This window comes from Leptolyngbya sp. 'hensonii' (assembly GCF_001939115.1).
Lineage (GTDB): Bacteria > Cyanobacteriota > Cyanobacteriia.
The window spans coordinates 1-16219 of the sequence record NZ_MQTZ01000069.1 but is presented as its reverse complement, the minus strand read 5'-3'; the positions used below and the strand labels follow the sequence as shown (position 1 = coordinate 16219).

17 protein-coding genes and 1 pseudogene are annotated in these 16219 nt (G+C 48.8%); 12 read left to right on the top strand and 6 right to left on the bottom strand.

Features of this window, described 5'->3' with window-relative positions; translation table 11 throughout:
* On the bottom strand, positions 1-172 hold a 172-nt coding region (locus BST81_RS26380), incomplete at its 3' end, for a helix-turn-helix domain-containing protein (protein WP_216351467.1).
* Between the two features lie 218 nt (positions 173-390).
* On the opposite strand from BST81_RS26380, the gene BST81_RS26375 reads away from it, so the two are divergent.
* The gene (locus BST81_RS26375) at positions 391-1338 is read left to right on the top strand and encodes a LysR substrate-binding domain-containing protein (RefSeq protein WP_075601467.1); all 948 of its coding nucleotides are present in this window, start codon (positions 391-393) and stop codon (positions 1336-1338) included.
* Between the two features lie 7 nt (positions 1339-1345).
* On the opposite strand, the gene BST81_RS26370 is transcribed toward BST81_RS26375, so the two are convergent.
* From BST81_RS26370 to BST81_RS26360, 3 genes and pseudogenes are all read right to left on the bottom strand, one after another.
* On the bottom strand, positions 1346-2260 hold the full coding sequence (locus BST81_RS26370) for a prohibitin family protein (protein ID WP_083637105.1): 915 nt from the start codon (positions 2258-2260) through the stop codon (positions 1346-1348).
* Between the two features lie 302 nt (positions 2261-2562).
* Positions 2563-3471, bottom strand: coding sequence for a sulfurtransferase (locus tag BST81_RS26365; RefSeq protein ID WP_253188503.1), 909 nt, complete (start codon positions 3469-3471; stop codon positions 2563-2565).
* 447 nt (positions 3472-3918) lie between these two features.
* A pseudogene (locus BST81_RS26360) lies at positions 3919-4428 on the bottom strand (YeeE/YedE thiosulfate transporter family protein); the annotation flags it as partial.
* 35 nt (positions 4429-4463) lie between these two features.
* Here BST81_RS26360 and BST81_RS26355 point away from each other — a divergent pair.
* Entirely contained in the window at positions 4464-4946 is a 483-nt protein-coding gene (locus tag BST81_RS26355; protein ID WP_075601465.1) for a DUF4351 domain-containing protein, read from the top strand.
* A gap of 131 nt (positions 4947-5077) precedes the next feature.
* On the opposite strand, the gene BST81_RS26350 is transcribed toward BST81_RS26355, so the two are convergent.
* On the bottom strand, positions 5078-5518 hold the full coding sequence (locus BST81_RS26350) for a GNAT family N-acetyltransferase (protein ID WP_075601464.1): 441 nt from the start codon (positions 5516-5518) through the stop codon (positions 5078-5080).
* 302 nt (positions 5519-5820) lie between these two features.
* Here BST81_RS26350 and BST81_RS26345 point away from each other — a divergent pair, with 302 nt between their 5' ends.
* The 8 genes from BST81_RS26345 (at position 5821) to BST81_RS28335 (ending at position 14636) form a co-directional block, all read left to right on the top strand.
* Positions 5821-6837 carry an effector-associated domain EAD1-containing protein gene (locus BST81_RS26345; protein WP_075601463.1) on the top strand — a complete coding sequence of 339 codons (1017 nt, stop codon included), beginning with the start codon at positions 5821-5823 and terminating at the stop codon, positions 6835-6837.
* 112 nt (positions 6838-6949) lie between these two features.
* Positions 6950-7366 carry a hypothetical protein gene (locus tag BST81_RS26340; protein ID WP_143780514.1) on the top strand — a complete coding sequence of 139 codons (417 nt, stop codon included), beginning with the start codon at positions 6950-6952 and terminating at the stop codon, positions 7364-7366.
* A gap of 25 nt (positions 7367-7391) precedes the next feature.
* Positions 7392-9026 (top strand): effector-associated domain EAD1-containing protein, encoded by a 1635-nt coding sequence (locus tag BST81_RS26335; RefSeq protein ID WP_075601461.1) that lies wholly within the window; start codon positions 7392-7394, stop codon positions 9024-9026.
* The gene (locus tag BST81_RS26330; RefSeq protein ID WP_075601460.1) at positions 9023-10147 is read left to right on the top strand and encodes a MoxR family ATPase; all 1125 of its coding nucleotides are present in this window, start codon (positions 9023-9025) and stop codon (positions 10145-10147) included. The genes BST81_RS26335 and BST81_RS26330 overlap by 4 nt, the downstream gene beginning before the upstream one ends.
* Positions 10144-12726 (top strand): formylglycine-generating enzyme family protein, encoded by a 2583-nt coding sequence (locus BST81_RS29030; RefSeq protein ID WP_075601459.1) that lies wholly within the window; start codon positions 10144-10146, stop codon positions 12724-12726. Before BST81_RS26330 ends, BST81_RS29030 begins: the two co-directional genes overlap by 4 nt.
* Positions 12727-12857: 131 nt before the next feature.
* Positions 12858-13208, top strand: coding sequence for a diversity-generating retroelement protein Avd (avd, locus tag BST81_RS26320; RefSeq protein ID WP_075601458.1), 351 nt, complete (start codon positions 12858-12860; stop codon positions 13206-13208).
* A complete protein-coding gene (locus BST81_RS26315) occupies positions 13169-14293 on the top strand; it encodes an RNA-directed DNA polymerase (protein WP_363080929.1) in 1125 nt (374 codons plus the stop codon). The genes avd and BST81_RS26315 overlap by 40 nt, the downstream gene beginning before the upstream one ends.
* 13 nt (positions 14294-14306) lie before the next feature.
* The gene (locus BST81_RS28335) at positions 14307-14636 is read left to right on the top strand and encodes a hypothetical protein (protein ID WP_171974860.1); all 330 of its coding nucleotides are present in this window, start codon (positions 14307-14309) and stop codon (positions 14634-14636) included.
* Here BST81_RS28335 and BST81_RS29180 read toward each other — a convergent pair.
* Positions 14633-14761 carry a hypothetical protein gene (locus BST81_RS29180; protein WP_290439466.1) on the bottom strand — a complete coding sequence of 43 codons (129 nt, stop codon included), beginning with the start codon at positions 14759-14761 and terminating at the stop codon, positions 14633-14635. The two genes, BST81_RS28335 and BST81_RS29180, sit on opposite strands and share 4 nt — an antisense overlap.
* Before the next feature lie 25 nt (positions 14762-14786).
* On the opposite strand from BST81_RS29180, the gene BST81_RS26310 reads away from it, so the two are divergent.
* Together BST81_RS26310 and BST81_RS29175 are read left to right on the top strand one after the other, a co-directional pair.
* Positions 14787-15602 (top strand): formylglycine-generating enzyme family protein, encoded by an 816-nt coding sequence (locus tag BST81_RS26310; protein ID WP_075601456.1) that lies wholly within the window; start codon positions 14787-14789, stop codon positions 15600-15602.
* Between the two features lie 279 nt (positions 15603-15881).
* Positions 15882-16016 (top strand): hypothetical protein, encoded by a 135-nt coding sequence (locus BST81_RS29175; protein ID WP_290439465.1) that lies wholly within the window; start codon positions 15882-15884, stop codon positions 16014-16016.
* The last annotated feature ends 203 nt before the right edge of the window (positions 16017-16219 follow it).

Here is a 16219-nt window from a genome sequence, read left to right as displayed (position 1 = left end):
GTTTGGGGACAATCTCACCTGTTTCCCGATGTTGTTTGATTAACTTTCGCACGAAACTATAAGCAACTCGAAATTGTATAGCGATTTGACGTTGCGACGTATTCCCTTCAAGATATGCATCAACAATTTTCTGTCTAAGATCTAGTGAGTATGGTTGCACTTGATTGAGCATGAAGTAAACATACAAATCATTCTATCAAATACGCCTCACTAGGCTGGAAATTGCTGTATTCATAGATAGGGATTTTAATTTAAATTAAAATTCAAATATTTTTATACATCGGTTCATGAATAGGAATTAGACATGTCAAGAGTTTTTGAATTAAGTTGTAAAACCATCGCAGGAATGCCTTTTAATAAGGATCTGGACTGTTCGGCTGACAAAACTTAATGACGCTTGAACAACTGCGAATTTTTCTGATGGTCGCGGAACATCAGCACTTTACCCGTGCTGCCGAGGCCCTGTTTGTCACCCAACCAGCGGTCAGTGCCGCGATTCACAGCCTGGAAGAGGAGTATGGTGTCAAGCTATTTCATCGGATTGGTCGGCGCGTGGAGATTACCGCTGCAGGAAAACTTTTACAGGTTGAAGCACAAAAGATTTTAGATCAGGTGACGCTGGCAGAACGGGGCATGCGAGAACTAAATACTCTACAGCGGGGAGAACTGAAGTTGGGGGCCAGCCTCAATATTGCAAACTACTGGTTGCCAGAAAAAATCAGCCAGTTTAAACGTCAATATCCGCAAATTCAGGTGATTTGTGATTTAGCCAATGCGGATGAGATTTGTCATGGCACGGCAACGGGATTGTTCGATTTGGGTCTCGTCACGGGTGGTGTGAAACCGGTATTGCAAGACAGTCTGGAGCAAGACATCGTTGGCTACGATCGCCTGCAAATTGTCGTTGGACGCAATCATCCCTGGTTTGGGCAATCCCACATTGCCGTGGAGGATTTACCCACAACAGAATGGGTGATGCGAGAACCTGGTTCTGGGGCTCAGCGTATGTTCGAAAAAGCGCTGCAAACCTGGGGATTGGATGCAGGTAACCTCAATGTGGTGCTGGTTTTGGCCAGTAGTGAAATGGTAAAAGCGGTGGTGGAAAGTGGTGTGGGGGCTGCGGCGTTACCTGAACTGATGGTGCAAAAAGAAATCCAGTTGGATGTGCTCCATGCGCTTCCGGTGATCGATTTGCAGCAAAACCCTGACCAAAAACTGGAAATCGTTCAGCCTGTGCTTAAGCTGAAGCACCAGCAGCGGTTTCAGAGTCGGCCCGCGATCGCCTTTGAAGGGATCTTGCAAGCTGGGATGGCCCTATTGACCTCAGTGTCCCAGTGAAGCAACATCAGGGGCCAGGTGCGGGTAATGGTCGGGCAAATTGGCTCAGATCAAACAGGGCCGTTGTATTTTCCCGATCTGTGATCAGAGGCAAGTTCCCGTTCCAGCGCTCGATCGCCTGCTTGGATAACAAATCATGCGTTAAGGTGGTCTGAACCAACCGCTGGGCCTCAGCTTCCCCTTTAGCCAGATTGACTTTTGCCTCCGCCTCTCTGGTTGCTTTTAGAGCCAGAAATTCAGCCCGCTTGGCCTCCTGCTCGGCAATTTGTTTGGCTTCAACGGCCTCACCGAAACGTTGAGAAAAGTGGACATGGACCAGGGAAATATCATCCACGGCAATATGGTAAGACCGTAAGCGGTGAGTCAAAGTCTGATCGACTTCTGCCTTAACGGCTCCCCGCTTAGTAATAATCTCTTCTGCCGTGTATTGGGCCATGACGGCTTTCAGGACTTCCTCTACTGCCGGGTTAATAATCCGAGCAATCACGGCCTGACTATCCCCAATTTCCTGAAACATCAGATTGGCTTCTTCTGGAACGACATGCCAATTGAGCGCAACATCGGTAAACACATCCTGCAAATCTCTGGAAGAGGCTTCTGCAGAGATTTCCTGGCTCTGAACCCGCACACTCAGCGTCTGGATACTGTGCACGATCGGAATCATGAAGTGTAATCCCTCGTCCAAGACCTGCTTCTGCACATGGCCAAACTCCATCAGCACGCCCCGTTGACCCGCATTGACGATGGCAAAACTACTGGAAGCCAACAGGATCAGAACCAGCAGCAGCATGACGCGGATAAAAGCAGCGATATCCCGATTCGATTTGCGACTGACCTTGAGGGGAACTGGATGGCCCGATTCCTTGATTGGTCCTGCCTCTCGCAGGGACGCAACATCCCCTGATGCTGGATCTGATTTCATAAAATGGTTAATCAATCTGGCAACCCTAAAAACTTATCACAGACCTGATCTGCCTTAGATATCTGTCTCTAATCTAGTACACCAAATTAAAAGTTTTTTTGGGGGTTTGGGGGCTGCGCCCCCAAACCCCCATGGGGCAAAATTTAGAGGCAATTTATTGATCACCATCGCTAGAGATGTGCCCCCAGCAAATTGGAGCTATGGTGGCATGAATCTCAGGTCTAACCTACTAGGATCGAAAATTAAATAAGATGGGGATTGGGGTGAGGACTGAAAAAATCCAGGTTATTTAATCCACAATCCTAAGCAGTTTTTTCTGGACCCGTTTCTACAGGTAAATCAGGATAGGAACTGTACTCTGTCCATGACCCTTCATAAACTCGGACATTAGGATAGGCGAGCAGATGTTTGAGGACAACATATTGTAAGGTTGCTTCTCGCCCAGTACTGCAGGTGACAATGATGCGATCGGTCACTTTGATCTTGCGATCGGTCAGCAACTTCCTGATGTCATCTAAAGACTTCAACTGATGAAAATTGCCTTCATTTGTTGCAGCATTGCCTGCCGTAAACGTAGGCCAGGGAATATTCTTGGCCCCAGGAATATGACCATTGCGGACCCAAAGTTTTTCTTCACCTTGAAAAAGCTTAGGTGGGCGGGGATCGATGAAGACAACCCCCTGCTTCCCGATCGACTTTCTAACATCATCCAGGGTGACACGAACCGAAGAATTCTCTTTTACGGTGAACTTGGTGGGTTTATATTTGGGAAATTCCTGAGCCACAGGTTGACCAGATTCCTTATAAGCTTTGAAGCCCCCATCCAGAACTGCAATCTCCTTGAGCCCCGATCTCTCTAACAGATAGGCCACCATTGTTGCTCCCAGAACATTTTGGCCATCGGAATACACCAGAACTTTGCTATCATTCGCAACACCAGCCTGGGAGAAAAGTTGTCCTAACTTCTCATTGCTCCAATACTGAACTGGTAGAGTTCCATTCGGTCCCCGGAAAGTATTGTCTGCAATATGAACTGCGTTAGGAAGATGACTGGCAAAGTAGTCTAGGGGACTGACCCTAACGTCGAGAATCCTTAAGTTTGGATCACTGGAATGTTGCGTGACCCAAGCTGGCGAAACAAATTGAATGGTGGCTTTTGAACTGGCTGCATGTGAGGTATGAGACAGCAGAGGCACTGCAATCAGACTCATCAGCAGTGCCAGGAAAAAAGCAAGAAAGTTAGATCTCTTGAAGTTGAACTGACTTGACCTGAGCTTCATCATGTTCTCCTTGGAACGGTTCAGATACGATATGGATACAGCATGAGTTTTCATCCTGTATTGGGCTAAAGACGTTGCGTGCAACACCGACATGGGAAGGATGTGTCGCGATCCCAATTCCAGAGGTTATGAGAGCAAATGGATCCGCTGAACAGCAATCTACAGTAACACGTCAGATATACCGTTATTTTAATAAATACTAGATTTTCATAGCTTTATAGAAAACACAAGTCAAATTGCCATAAAAAATACGATTAATAGATTGATATTTAGGGGTTTTTGGATAGAGTCAATTCAATCAAGCGACAAAGACAACAAAAGTCCCTAATTTGTTGTCATCCCTCCTACAGGGGGAAACAAATATTTGCAACCAAAGGATCAGTTTGCCAATCGGAAAAAGGGGCGCAAATAGACCCCTAACCCAGTTCCCAAAAGGGCAAAACCAATCCATAGCCAACCATGCAAACTGGTCGAAGCAATGCCTCCAAAATAAGCACCCACATTGCAACCAAAGGCCAGCCTTGCACCATATCCCATGAGTAACCCACCAATGGCGGCAGCTACGATCGCAGATCCTGAAGGAGGCGCTTTGAGCACGAATCGACCGGCCAATGCGGCAGCCAGAGCAGCTCCCAAAATTACGCCAAAATTCATCACGGAAGTATAGTCAGCAAATACACTGTTTTGTAAGGCTGCTGCACCTATCCCCTGGCTCCAGAACTCACTGCCAGCAGGCTGCCAACCCAGAAGTTGAGCAACTTTGGCAGCCCAGAGGGTAAAGCCCCAAGTTACGCCCCAGGGGCGGCCAGCCACCAGCAATGTTAACCAGTTCAGTATAGCCAGGGCGATCGCTCCCACAACCAGTGACCAGGGGCCGAAGAGCAAAGACTGCCAGAGAGAACGAGGAGTATCGCGTCATCCCGATGTGGGAACAGGACCCGGCCCTTTTCTTGCAGGATAATGCACTCTTGCCCCTGGCTCCCTTAGCTGCGGCTGCCAATCCGGAACMGCTCCTGGCCCAGACGGCACAACAGGTAAGCAGGATAGAATCAATGCAACAGCAGCGAGAGGTGTCTGCTTACACCCAGTTGCTGGCAGGCTTACGATTTAAGAAAACGATCATTCGTCAACTGTTTCGGGAGAGGGCCATGCGTGAATCTGTAATCTATCAAGATATTCTTCAGAAAGGCAGACAAGAGGGTAGACAAGAAGGTAGACAAGAAGGTAGACAAGAAGAAGCCTTAACCTTTGTCTTGCGCCTGCTTACCCGTCGCATTGGTGTTCTCCCCAATGAACTTGAATCCCAACTGCAGACTCTGTCCCTGGCCCAACTGGAGGATCTGGGAGAGGCCCTGCTTGACTTCACGGGTCTGGATGACTTACGYCAGTGGTTGCAGACGCGCTAAAGTAGCGTTCCCATGACCTCAAGCTATTGGGATGAGTAAGATGCAGCCACGATCGCACCTCAATATGCAACTCTCCCTATAGATCGAATCTCGATGAAACCTAATTTCGACATGACAAGTTCCAGGCAAATTTAAAGATCAAGCGACATAATTGCCACTTCTACTCCCTCGTATATTAGTCGTTCGATCGATTTCCAGCCATGCCTTTTACGATATTCCTCCTGGGTGGAAGTATTTAAGTAAACCTTCGTCAACCCACTATTACGAGCAATCACGATTCGTTCCTGATCCAAGCAAGCCCCAATGCCTTGGCCTCGGTATTCTGGCAAAGTGTACCAGTAGCAAAACCAGGGATTGAATTGAGGGCGTTCTGGAATCTGATCGGACATAATCCGAGCAGTTCCTACTGGCTTGTCTGCAAGACATGCAACCAGAGTCAGAGGAAAGCTGCCTTCGGCCTCAAGGCTGGCAGTCAGCCAATCCAGGCCATATTGAAAACTATCTCCCCAACTTGCCCACTCGTTTTCAAACCACCTGGCCAGGATGGGAACAAACTCTGGAACTTGGCGCAAATCTTTAATCTCTAATGAGCATGAGCCTTGTTGATATGAATTTGGCATTGATCTCACTTACATTTTGCAGGGTGACAAATTATTTTCCCTATGAACCAGTCTATAATCCTCTCCAGCTCTGCTGGCTGATCTCAAACCGCCCAGTGCTGAGGATCAGCTCGTAGCCCTACAGCGGCGAATGCAACAACTCTGGAATCCGCAGAAAGCTTGATGGTATGCTCATTAATGAATAAACCATGATCCAGAGGAAAATAATCCTGTGTGGATATGAGCTTGGTATCACTTAGAGCATAAAGCTAGATATGGAACTGAAAGGTGAACAGGTCGAACAATTACGTGTAGCCTTACAGAGGGCATTTCCTGACAAAGCTAAACTTAGGCGACTGCTACGCGAAGAATTGGATACGCGATTGGATGAGATTGTCGGGGGTCAAACTCTGGAAGATGTTGTGGCAGAATTATTGATCTGGGCAGAGTCAGAAGGAAAGCTGCCTGCATTAGTGAGTGCTGCTATTAAACGTAATCCAGGCAACCCCAGATTGCGTCTGTTCGTCGAATCATTTGGGATTCTGCCCGCTGAAGCAACACCAATTTCTACCCTCCCTTACGGACCTGATTTTGAATGGCGTGGCCCAACAGAGAAACTCGATCTGCAGGGTCTTCTACGCCCAAAACCCCAACTGTGGGATGTGGCATTTCTCAGCCGTGGCGTGGACCAAGCTGCCTCAGTATGCCGAATTGATATGGAGGGCCACGGAGCGATCGGGACTGGTTTTCTGATCAGCCAGGACTTGATTTTGACTAATCATCATGTTTGGGAAGATGCCACAAGGCTAGGAGCCATTTCCCAGTTAAGTCTCTCCTTTGGTTGTATGACCTCAAAAGCTGGAAGGGAAACGATCGGGCAGACATTCAACCTGGCAGAACAGCAGCCTATCCGTTTTAGTCCGACCCATAAGTTTGATTATGCCTTGTTTCGGGTAGAATCGAGGATTTTAGAAACAAAGTCAGTTCGTCCTGTGAACTATATTCAACAGCCTCCAGGCCAGGGGAGTAGTATCCATGTTCTTCAGCATCCTGATGGGGAGGCAATGAAAATTGTATTTGGGACAAATGGAATCACAGGTGTTTATGCTGATGAGGGATTAATTCAGTACATAAGCCAAACATCTACAGGGTCCAGTGGTTCTCCATGCTTCAATGATGATTGGCATTTAGTCGCTTTACATCATGCACAACGGGCAACAACCTTTGGTGTGGTGTGTGAGGGCATACTATTTAGTAGTATCTATCCGCAAATCTCAGATGTTTTATCTTAGGATCACGAATTAAATAAGAGGAACAATGGGGGTTTGGGGGCAACGCCCCCACTTTATTTAATTTTCGATCCTTAGTTGAGTAGTATTTTAATTCCTAGGAGGAGGGAAAGTCATGGGACGACGAATTATTACCATGCGATTAGAATCGGGTGTATCCAAAGAAGGCGTAGATGGATATCAAGATCGGTTGCTCAAATATATTCCTGCTGATATTAATGCCGCTTGGCTAGCACTTACCGGCATTGTCAAAAGTGCCACAAATATTCCACAAACAGGAGTGTTATGGGTTCTGTTTGTGGTTTTGCTTATTCTGACACCAATCTGGACCTGGCAGCAGACAACTGAGTCTAGAAAGTCACCAGCTCTAACACAAATCCTCATCTCTACAGGAGCTTTTTTTGTCTGGGTTTTTGCATTAGGAGAACCTTTTGCTAGCAGCTTTAAGGACTTCTATCAACCTGTATATGGATCAATTCTATTGATTCTCTACACCCTTATTGTTGCCAGAATCGTTCCTGCTGAAAATTAAGTTAAGGGTTTGTGGTTGATTAGGAATGGTTAAGAACTGGGAATTAGATGGCAATCAAGTTAAAAAGCTTAGACTTGCTCTTTCAAGGGCTTTTCAGAACCGCAAAGAACTTGAACAGATGGTCAGAGAGAATTTAAATCAACGACTCTCTGAGATTGCAACTGGAGGAAATGTTAAGGAACTGACTTCTAGTTTGATTGGTTGGGCAGAATCAGAAGGAGGTGATCAAACTAAGGGACTAATATTAGGCGCTATCCGAGAAAAATCCCAAAATGAAGATCTTCAAGAGTTCATTGAAACTCACATTGAAAATATCATTGACCTGGATACTGAAATAGTACCTTCTAAATCACTAACGAGTCTTATCCATATTCTTGAACAAATTGATACTTTTCAAGTACTTTGGCAAGTCGGTAAAGCTATTCTGCCCAGGCAAATTCAAGTTAACTGTTCACAGGAAATTCAGGATTTTAAGCAGAGTGATTTATCAGCCTGGTTTAAGTGCTTTCAGTTGCTCAAACTGTTTGCAGAAGGCTATCCAACCCTTGAGGAAGCCCCCAGTATTCTGGTCTTTGTCCGGAAACTTTTAGGGCAAGCAGAACTAAATGAGGGCGTCAAGCGAGAGTTAGAATGTTGGAGAGCAGAGAATTTCCCAGACTTAAATCCTGAGCAAGCTCCAGCTCAAGTCTTGCCTGTCTCCAGTGAGTGTGGAGGAGAGATTTTGCAGGCTTATCTAATGATTCTGCTCAGTCCAGTCAGACTTCATAACAGCAAGAGAAGAACTAAAGACATTCGAGTACTTGCAACTTTACGTTGCCTGCTTCCTAAAGGTAACGTGAAAGAACTGCCAATTCAACTTAATCCAAATATAACTGGACAAGACCTCGCAACAGAACCAGGTACGTTATCTACCTGGAAAAAACTTCCGCAAACAGTTCAACAGGTTCTCTCTAAAGCCATTGATGAACTGGAAACTCAAAAAGAACAACTAAGGTGTACCCATCATGAACTAATTATTGAGCTATTTTCACCCATTGATTATTTGGGTGAACCCATTGATTACTGGATGATTCAAGACGATTTTGATAATCTAGTTCCGTTGATCTCCGAACATCGCGTTGTATTGAGGTCCTACGATCGTGTCGCAAAACCTGAGTTAAAGAATGCCTTTTCTGCATCCTGGCACCAAATCAAAAAGTTACAAGAAAATCCTGAACAAGAAAATCCTGGGCCTGGGTTCATTCAAGAACGATTTCACTCGCTTGACCATATCGACTGTAGCCGACTACGAACGCTAACAGAAACTCTGCGGAATATGATGGGCATTAGAATTACCTGCCCGTTACCTAAATCTCAATCAGACGTTCAAAAATTGTTGCAAGCAATGCTGAAATCTGGTGTGCCTATGGCATGGTGGGTGCATGATCATCAACTACCTCCCAACCAGATTGAAGCTGGAATTGATCAGTTTTTAGAACTTAACCTATTGGGTAATCCCTGTGAATTATTGGAGAGGGTCAGAAGTGTTCGCTCATCTGCTTGCGATGATGGTCTACCAGACGAGGAGCGATGGGGCAAGTATCTCGCCATTCTTTGGGATGATTGGGAACGAATGCCAACGCTTAAACCACTAGATCAGGGAGGGCAGAGATCAGCATGAGCCAGGACTGGACGATATTTCAGGGAGAACGAGAACCCCATGATGGCATTAGCCGCCTGCATGAGCATGAGGCTCCCTCTTGGCGACGCTTTACCAGAAGAATAACTGGCGCGACAGTCGATAAAAAGAAGGATGAGGAGCGCTGGAAGGAATTACAGAAGATAGCCCAGACAAAATTGCGCGATGTAGAGCGGGGTAAGAATTTCCGCATTCCCCCACCACCGTCAGAATCAGAGGAATCTGAACCGGAGCAGCCTACCGTGATTGATGCGGTTAATGCGGCTCTTTATCTGCGGCGACCTTTGTTAGTTACCGGCAAACCAGGGTCAGGAAAAACTTCCCTGGCCTATGCGATCGCCTACGAACTCCAGCTAGGCCCCGTGCTAGTCTGGTCAGTGACTGCCCGTTCCAATCTACAGCAGGGGCTGTATCAGTATGATGCGATCGCCCGATTGCAAGATGCACAACTGGCGATCGCCCAATCGCAAATCCCGCAACCGAGTCAAGCTGGGCCATCCCAGGTAGCCGTTGAACAAGGTTATCGCAACATCGGACAGTATATCCGGCTGGGTCCAGTCGGAACGGCATTTTTGCCATCCCAGCGTCCCAGGGTATTACTGATTGACGAAATTGATAAGAGTGACATCAACTTACCGAACGACCTGCTGCATCTCCTGGAAGAGGGACGCTACGAGATTCCAGAACTGCGACGACTGGCTAAACGGGGCAGCCAAAGTCAACCTGTAGAATCAGAGGATGGTCTGGATGTGCCGATTCCAGACGGACAGGTCCAATGTCAGGCGTTTCCGGTAGTCGTGCTGACCAGTAACGGGGAACGAGAATTTCCTTCAGCATTTCTGCGCCGGTGTGTGCGGGTGTCCATGCCAACACCTAGAGATGAAGCCCTGGTCAATATCGTCAAAGCCCATCTGGGAGAAGACCTGATTCAACAGTTTCAACAGGTAATTCGGGATTTTCAAGATTGTAATGATCAGGAAGAGGGGAACCTGGCAACTGACCAGTTGCTCAATACTTTGTACCTTTTAACGAAGAATGCGGATGAAAAGGCCATTAAAGACCTATTGTTCAGTTCTTTGAGCAGTCTGGGCACTGGGCAATGATTGATCGCTTGATTGCTGGATTAGGCAAGGAACTGGAACTCACTGCTGAGGAATTAGCAGATATCATCTGGCTAACCTTAATTCGGCAATCAAACACCCCTGCACCTGCTGGATCAGGGTCGAAGCCTCCTACAGGTGTAGAACGAAAATCTTCCCTTCTCTCATCTTCTAAATCATCTAGATCGGAACCACCTGCGAACCGCCCTTCTTCTGGAGCAGTCGCAGGTATTGCACCTCAACGATCGCAATCAACCTCAATGACCGACCTGATCGGCGATCGAACTCCGATTAAGGTGGCAAATCCACCTTCGATTCGTGATCCCCTATCCCTGGCGCGGTCCCTGCGTCCCCTCATGCGCCAGATACCCTCTGATCAGATTGAGGGATTGGATGAACAAGCCACCGCTCAACAGATCGCTGAAGCAGGGATCTGGCAACCCATTGTTAAACCTACATTAGAACCCTGGCTAGAGGTCGTTCTGGTAGCAGATGAAAGCAATTCCATGTTGATCTGGCGACAGACGGTACTGGAATTTCGCAGACTACTGCGGAACTATGGCACATTTCGCGATGTGCAGCTTTGGGGACTCCATTGGGAAAACCAACAGCTAAAGTTGCGATCGGGGATTGGGGCAGCAGCCCTCCAACACCCTTCCCTGAAACCTGAAGCACTCCTCAACCCCAGTGGACGCCAGCTCATTCTGTTGATCACAGATTGTGTTGCTGAGTATTGGCAGCAAGAGGAGTTAGTCAAGGGGCTGAAACTCTGGACCAAGCTTAGCCCCGTTGCGATCGTCCAGGTGTTCCCCGAATCAATGTGGGTTCGCACGGCCATTCGAGGTTTTGAGCCAGTGCAGCTCAACGCCCTGGAACTTGGGTTGCCCAATGCTCGCCTAACGGCAACCTGGTCCGATGAATGGCAGACGGAACTCCCTAACCCTGCTGCCTGTCTACCCATCCTACCTTTAGAACCAGATGCGATATTGGCCTGGAGCCAAATGGTGATGGGGCACAACAAGGCACCAGGTTATCAAGTGGGTTCATTCGCGCTGGAACCTGCAGAAGCACAAGCACCCAACTCTCTAACTGCACAGCGCCACCTGGAACAGTTTCAGGTGATGTCATCACCGATGGCACAACGATTGATGGGGCTGGTAGCCGCTTCGCCAGTCATTACCCTGCCTGTGATCCGGTTGATTCAGGAAACTCTGCTACCCAATTCTCGGCAGATGAATGTCGCAGAAGTTTTGTTAGGCGGATTGCTAGAGCCACTGGAAGCACTAGATCTAGGAAGTCATCCTGATGCAGTAGAGTATGGCTTTAGAGATGAGGAAATCCGCCAGCTTCTGCTAGAAGGAACTCCGGTTCCTGATACGATGCAGGTGTTTTCAGCTTTTATTGAGCAGCAGTTTAAACAGCCGCTGGATCAGTTCCTGGAGGAATTTGTCGCAGAGCTACAGCTTTGGACCCAGAGTGGAGATCCAGAACTGATTGAAAAAGCCAAACAACTCCGTCCCTTTGCCACAGTAACGGCAGCAGTGTTGAAACGGAAGGGAGGTAAGTATCGCCAACTCGCCCAACAGATAGGGCAGCAGTATTCTCCCCCACCTCCACCTCCTATCCCCCCCCTGGTCAGCTTTCCCTCTCTGATTGAAGTCACGTTTGAAACCGTATTTGTCGAGCTAGAAGCAGAGGAGCAACTACAGCCCTTTGAGTTTGAGATTGCCACCGTCGAGGTTTGGGGCAGGGGCAGGAAGTCTGAAGTCATCATTCAGAAACAAAGGGGGGAAGCCTGGGGCTATGTTGAGCAACTGAGCGAGACCGTCGGCCTGGAGATGGTGGCCATCCCAGCGGGAACCTTCCAGATGGGTTCTCCAGAGAACGAACCAGGGCAGTTCGATCGGGGAGGGCCACAGCATCCGGTCACCGTCCCCGCCTTTTTCCTGGGCAAGTACCCGGTCACCCAGGCCCAGTGGAGGCAGGTGGCTGGCCTGCCCCAAGTAGAGAGATCGCTGGACCCTGACCCATCCAACTTTAGGGGAGACGATCGTCGGCCAGTTGAGCGAGTCTCCTGGCTAGAGGCAACCGAGTTCTGCGCTCGCCTGTCCCAGTTGACCGGGAAACCCTACCGCCTGCCCAGCGAAGCCGAGTGGGAGTATGCCTGTCGCGCCGGAACAGAAACCCCGTTTCATTTTGGTGCAACCATTACGCCCGATTTAGCAAATTACAATTGGGAGCAGGGGTATGGGGCCAGCCCTAAACAACGATCGGGGTCAAAAGGGACAACCCCGGTGGGTAGTTTTGGTGTGGCCAATGCCTTTGGCCTCTATGACCTGCATGGCAATGTCTGGGAGTGGTGTGAAGATGATTGGCATGATAGCTATGTAGGTGCCCCTAGAGACGGCAATGCCTGGATCGCCGAAAAGCGCTATGAGCAAGGTAGACGGGTGATTCGGGGCGGTTCGTGGTTCAGCAGTCCCTGGTACTGCCGTTCCGCTTACCGCAACAGCATTGATGCGGAGTGGCGCAACTACAACGACGGTTTTCGTGTGTGTTGTTCGGTTTCAGGGCCTCTGTAACCCTTTGCCCTCTTGCCTTTTTGCCCTTTGCCCTTGGTTTTTTACCCTGGCGCGCAGCGCCTAAAAATTTTTTTGGGTTTTACAGCCTATCAGAGAATTAATATTAAGCCAGTCACCTATCAAGACAATCCATGAAAGACCTCCCGGTTATTCAAAAGACCTATGACCTGATCCGTTGGTACGTACCTATTTTGAATCACTTACCCCGCGATCATAAATTTATGCTGGGAGATCGGATTATTGCTGGGCTTTATGACTTATTGGAGGGGCTAATTCAGGCTCGTTATCGCGCTGATAAATTATCCATCCTGGAGGATCTGAATATTCGCCTCGACATCCTCCGTCACCAAACTCGCCTGTTGATGGACTTTGATCTGGTTAAAGCACCTCGTTATGAATATGCTGGGAAACAGCTCAACAGTATTGGCACTGAGCTGGGTGGGTGGATGAAACAGCAACGACAGCGGCAGCCAATGCCATGAAACGCTACGGCAATTTATGGTCCCAAATCACTGACTTTGAGAACTTGCTCAATTCAGCCCGCCAAGCGCAACGCGCCAAACGATTTCGAGCCAATGTCCTGGAGTTCAATTATCATCTGGAACAGGAATTAGCTTGCCTGCAGCACGAATTGCGCAGCCACACCTATGAACCAGGCACTTATAGAACATTTCGAATCTTTGAACCCAAGCCCAGGCTTATTTCAGCCGCACCTTACCGCGATCGAGTCGTTCATCATGCGCTCTGCAATATCATTGCCCCGATCTTTGAGCAGACTTTTATTCACGACAGTTACGCCAATCGGGTTGGTTTCGGCACCCATCGAGCATTCCGCCGCTTCGTCCAGTTTTATCGAAACTGTCAGTATGTACTCCAGTGCGATATTCGGAAATACTTCCCTGCAATTGATCATGAAATCCTCAAAACCCTACTCCGACGCAAAATCAAATGCCCAGATACATTGCACCTGATTGACCTGATTATCGATCGCAGCAATGAGCAGGAGCCGATCATGGAATACTTTCCCGGTGATGACTTATTGACCCCTTGCTTGCGACGGCGTGGTCTCCCGATCGGAAACCTCACCAGTCAGTTCTTTGCCAATTGTTATCTGAATGGATTTGACCATTTTGTCAAAGAGGAACTGAAAGTAAAGTACTATCTCCGCTATGTCGATGATTTTTCGCTCTTCTCTGACGATCGTAGTTTTCTAGCTACAACCAGAGTTGCGATCGAAACTTACCTGGCTACATTGCGGCTGAAAATTCATCCGATTAAAAGCCAGTTGTTTGCAACCCGAATTGGAGCGAATTTTGTTGGCTTTCGGGTCCTATCTGTTGGCAATACTTTCCCAAAGCAAATTCGGATTCGGGTCCGTAACGACAACGTGCGCCGAGGCCGCCAACGGTTGAAACGAATGTATCGCGCTTATGTTGAGGGTCAGATCACGTTGGAGCACATGCAGCGATCGCTCCAAAGCTGGATGGCCCACCTGGCTCATGGCAATACCTGGCGATTACAGCAAGATATTACGTCATCACTGTTCGGCAAACAGACAGAAAACTAAAAGACAAAAGGTTATGAATTCCTTAACTTCTGCCTTCTGTATTCTGCCTCCTGTATTCTACTCATGGGGCAGGCAAACAAAACGGGGCGGTTCGTGGAACAACAATCCCAGGAACTGCCGTTCCGCTTACCGCAACAACAATGATGCGGAGTGGCGCAACAACAACAACGGTTTTCGTGTGTGTTGTTCGGTTTCAGCACTCTTCTGTACCAGAGCTGGTGGATGGGAATTCACCGGGCGTGTCGAAGAGGAGCCCAGACCTGTTCCTGTGATGCACCAGCATCCGAAAATCAAACGGGTGGGGCAGCCTGGTAGCTCCGGCGAACGGTTGCCCCACCCTTAAAGTAGACCCACCCCGGCCCTGCGGGCCGGGGTGGGTTTGGATGAGGCGTTGCCTGCAACGCCTGTATGGGGCTGGGTCTGAGAAGGGTTGGAGAAGGGTAAGCGCAAATGATAGCATTCTGCCATTCCTCTGTCTCCTCCTTCCTGCCCTATGAAAATTACCCTTCGGCGAGAGCCACGTACCGCCAGGTACTACCCGGAAGATCTGGGCCAGGGGGTTGTCCTGGACATGGTCCTGATTCCAGGCGGCTCATTTTTGATGGGATCACCGGAGGATGAGCCTGAACGGAATCAAGCTGAAGGTCCCCAGCATCCGGTCACTGTGCCCACTTTTTTCATGGGCAGAACCCCTGTCACCCAGGCCCAGTGGAAAGTAGTGGCCGCCCTGCGCCCAGCCAAGCGCGATTTAGACCCCGATCCATCCGAATTTAAGGGAAATGAGCATCCAGTTGAGCAAGTTTCCTGGCATGATGCGGTTGAGTTTTGCGATCGACTGGCTCAACACACTCAACGCCCCTACCGCCTGCCCAGCGAAGCTGAATGGGAATATGCCTGTCGGGCCGGAACCACCACGCCATTCCACTTTGGCGAGATCCTCACCCCAGACCTGGGCAATTATGATTGGAGCGAAACGTACCAGAACTCCCCGACAAAATCCGAGGGGTCTCATGGAACAACTCCTGTAGCCACCTACCCCCCCAATGGGTGGGGTCTGTATGACCTACATGGCAATGTCTGGGAGTGGTGTGAAGATGATTGGCATAGTAGTTATGAAGGTGCCCCTAGAGATGGCAGGGCTTGGATCGCTGAAAACCGCTCTGAAGAAGGTTTACGGGTGCTACGGGGCGGTTCGTGGCTCAGCTATCCCTGGGTCTGCCGTTCCGCTTACCGCAACTTCAATGATGCGGAGTGGCGCAGCGACGTCGACGGTTTTCGTGTGTGTTGTTCGGTTTCAGGGCCTCTGTAACCCTTTGCCCTCTTGCCTTCTCGCCCTTTGCCCTTGTTTCTTTTCCCTTCGTTATCGCGCAAAGCGCGATCGAATTTTTTAGCCCTAACCGAGGTGAATACCCCACCCAGACGGATATCAGGCAGAGCCGAATGTTACGCCTACGGGCAAAAATGACCCGGCCCTGGTGGCATAATCACAGCCCTGGCCGATCGCGGCTGGAATATCCAGGCTAGGATGGGCGCACCTGACGCTGATTTCGTGCTACTCTCTAACTCATTCTTGATGCCTCTTTGAGCTATGTCCGATGCTTTGCCTCCTTCAGTAGCCTATAACGATTTTCTGCGTAGCCTGAAGGAAAGGATTCGCACGGCCCAAGTCAGAGCAGCGCTAGCCGTTAACCAGGAAGGGGTGATTGAAGCGAAGCTGTCATGAGATGCAATTAGCCCACAAGCTTTGCTGCGCCTGACTTCTGGCGGCTGAATTTCCCCAGGTATCTGCTTTGTACATCTTCTGAATGATAAGTTTGGATTATCTTCGCTGCCGATGTTTTACGCTCTCTGAAGCAGTCATTTAGAGGCGTAGGATGAAGCGAAAGTGGGAGAATGAGGAACTAACTGAGCATTGGAGCATTGATA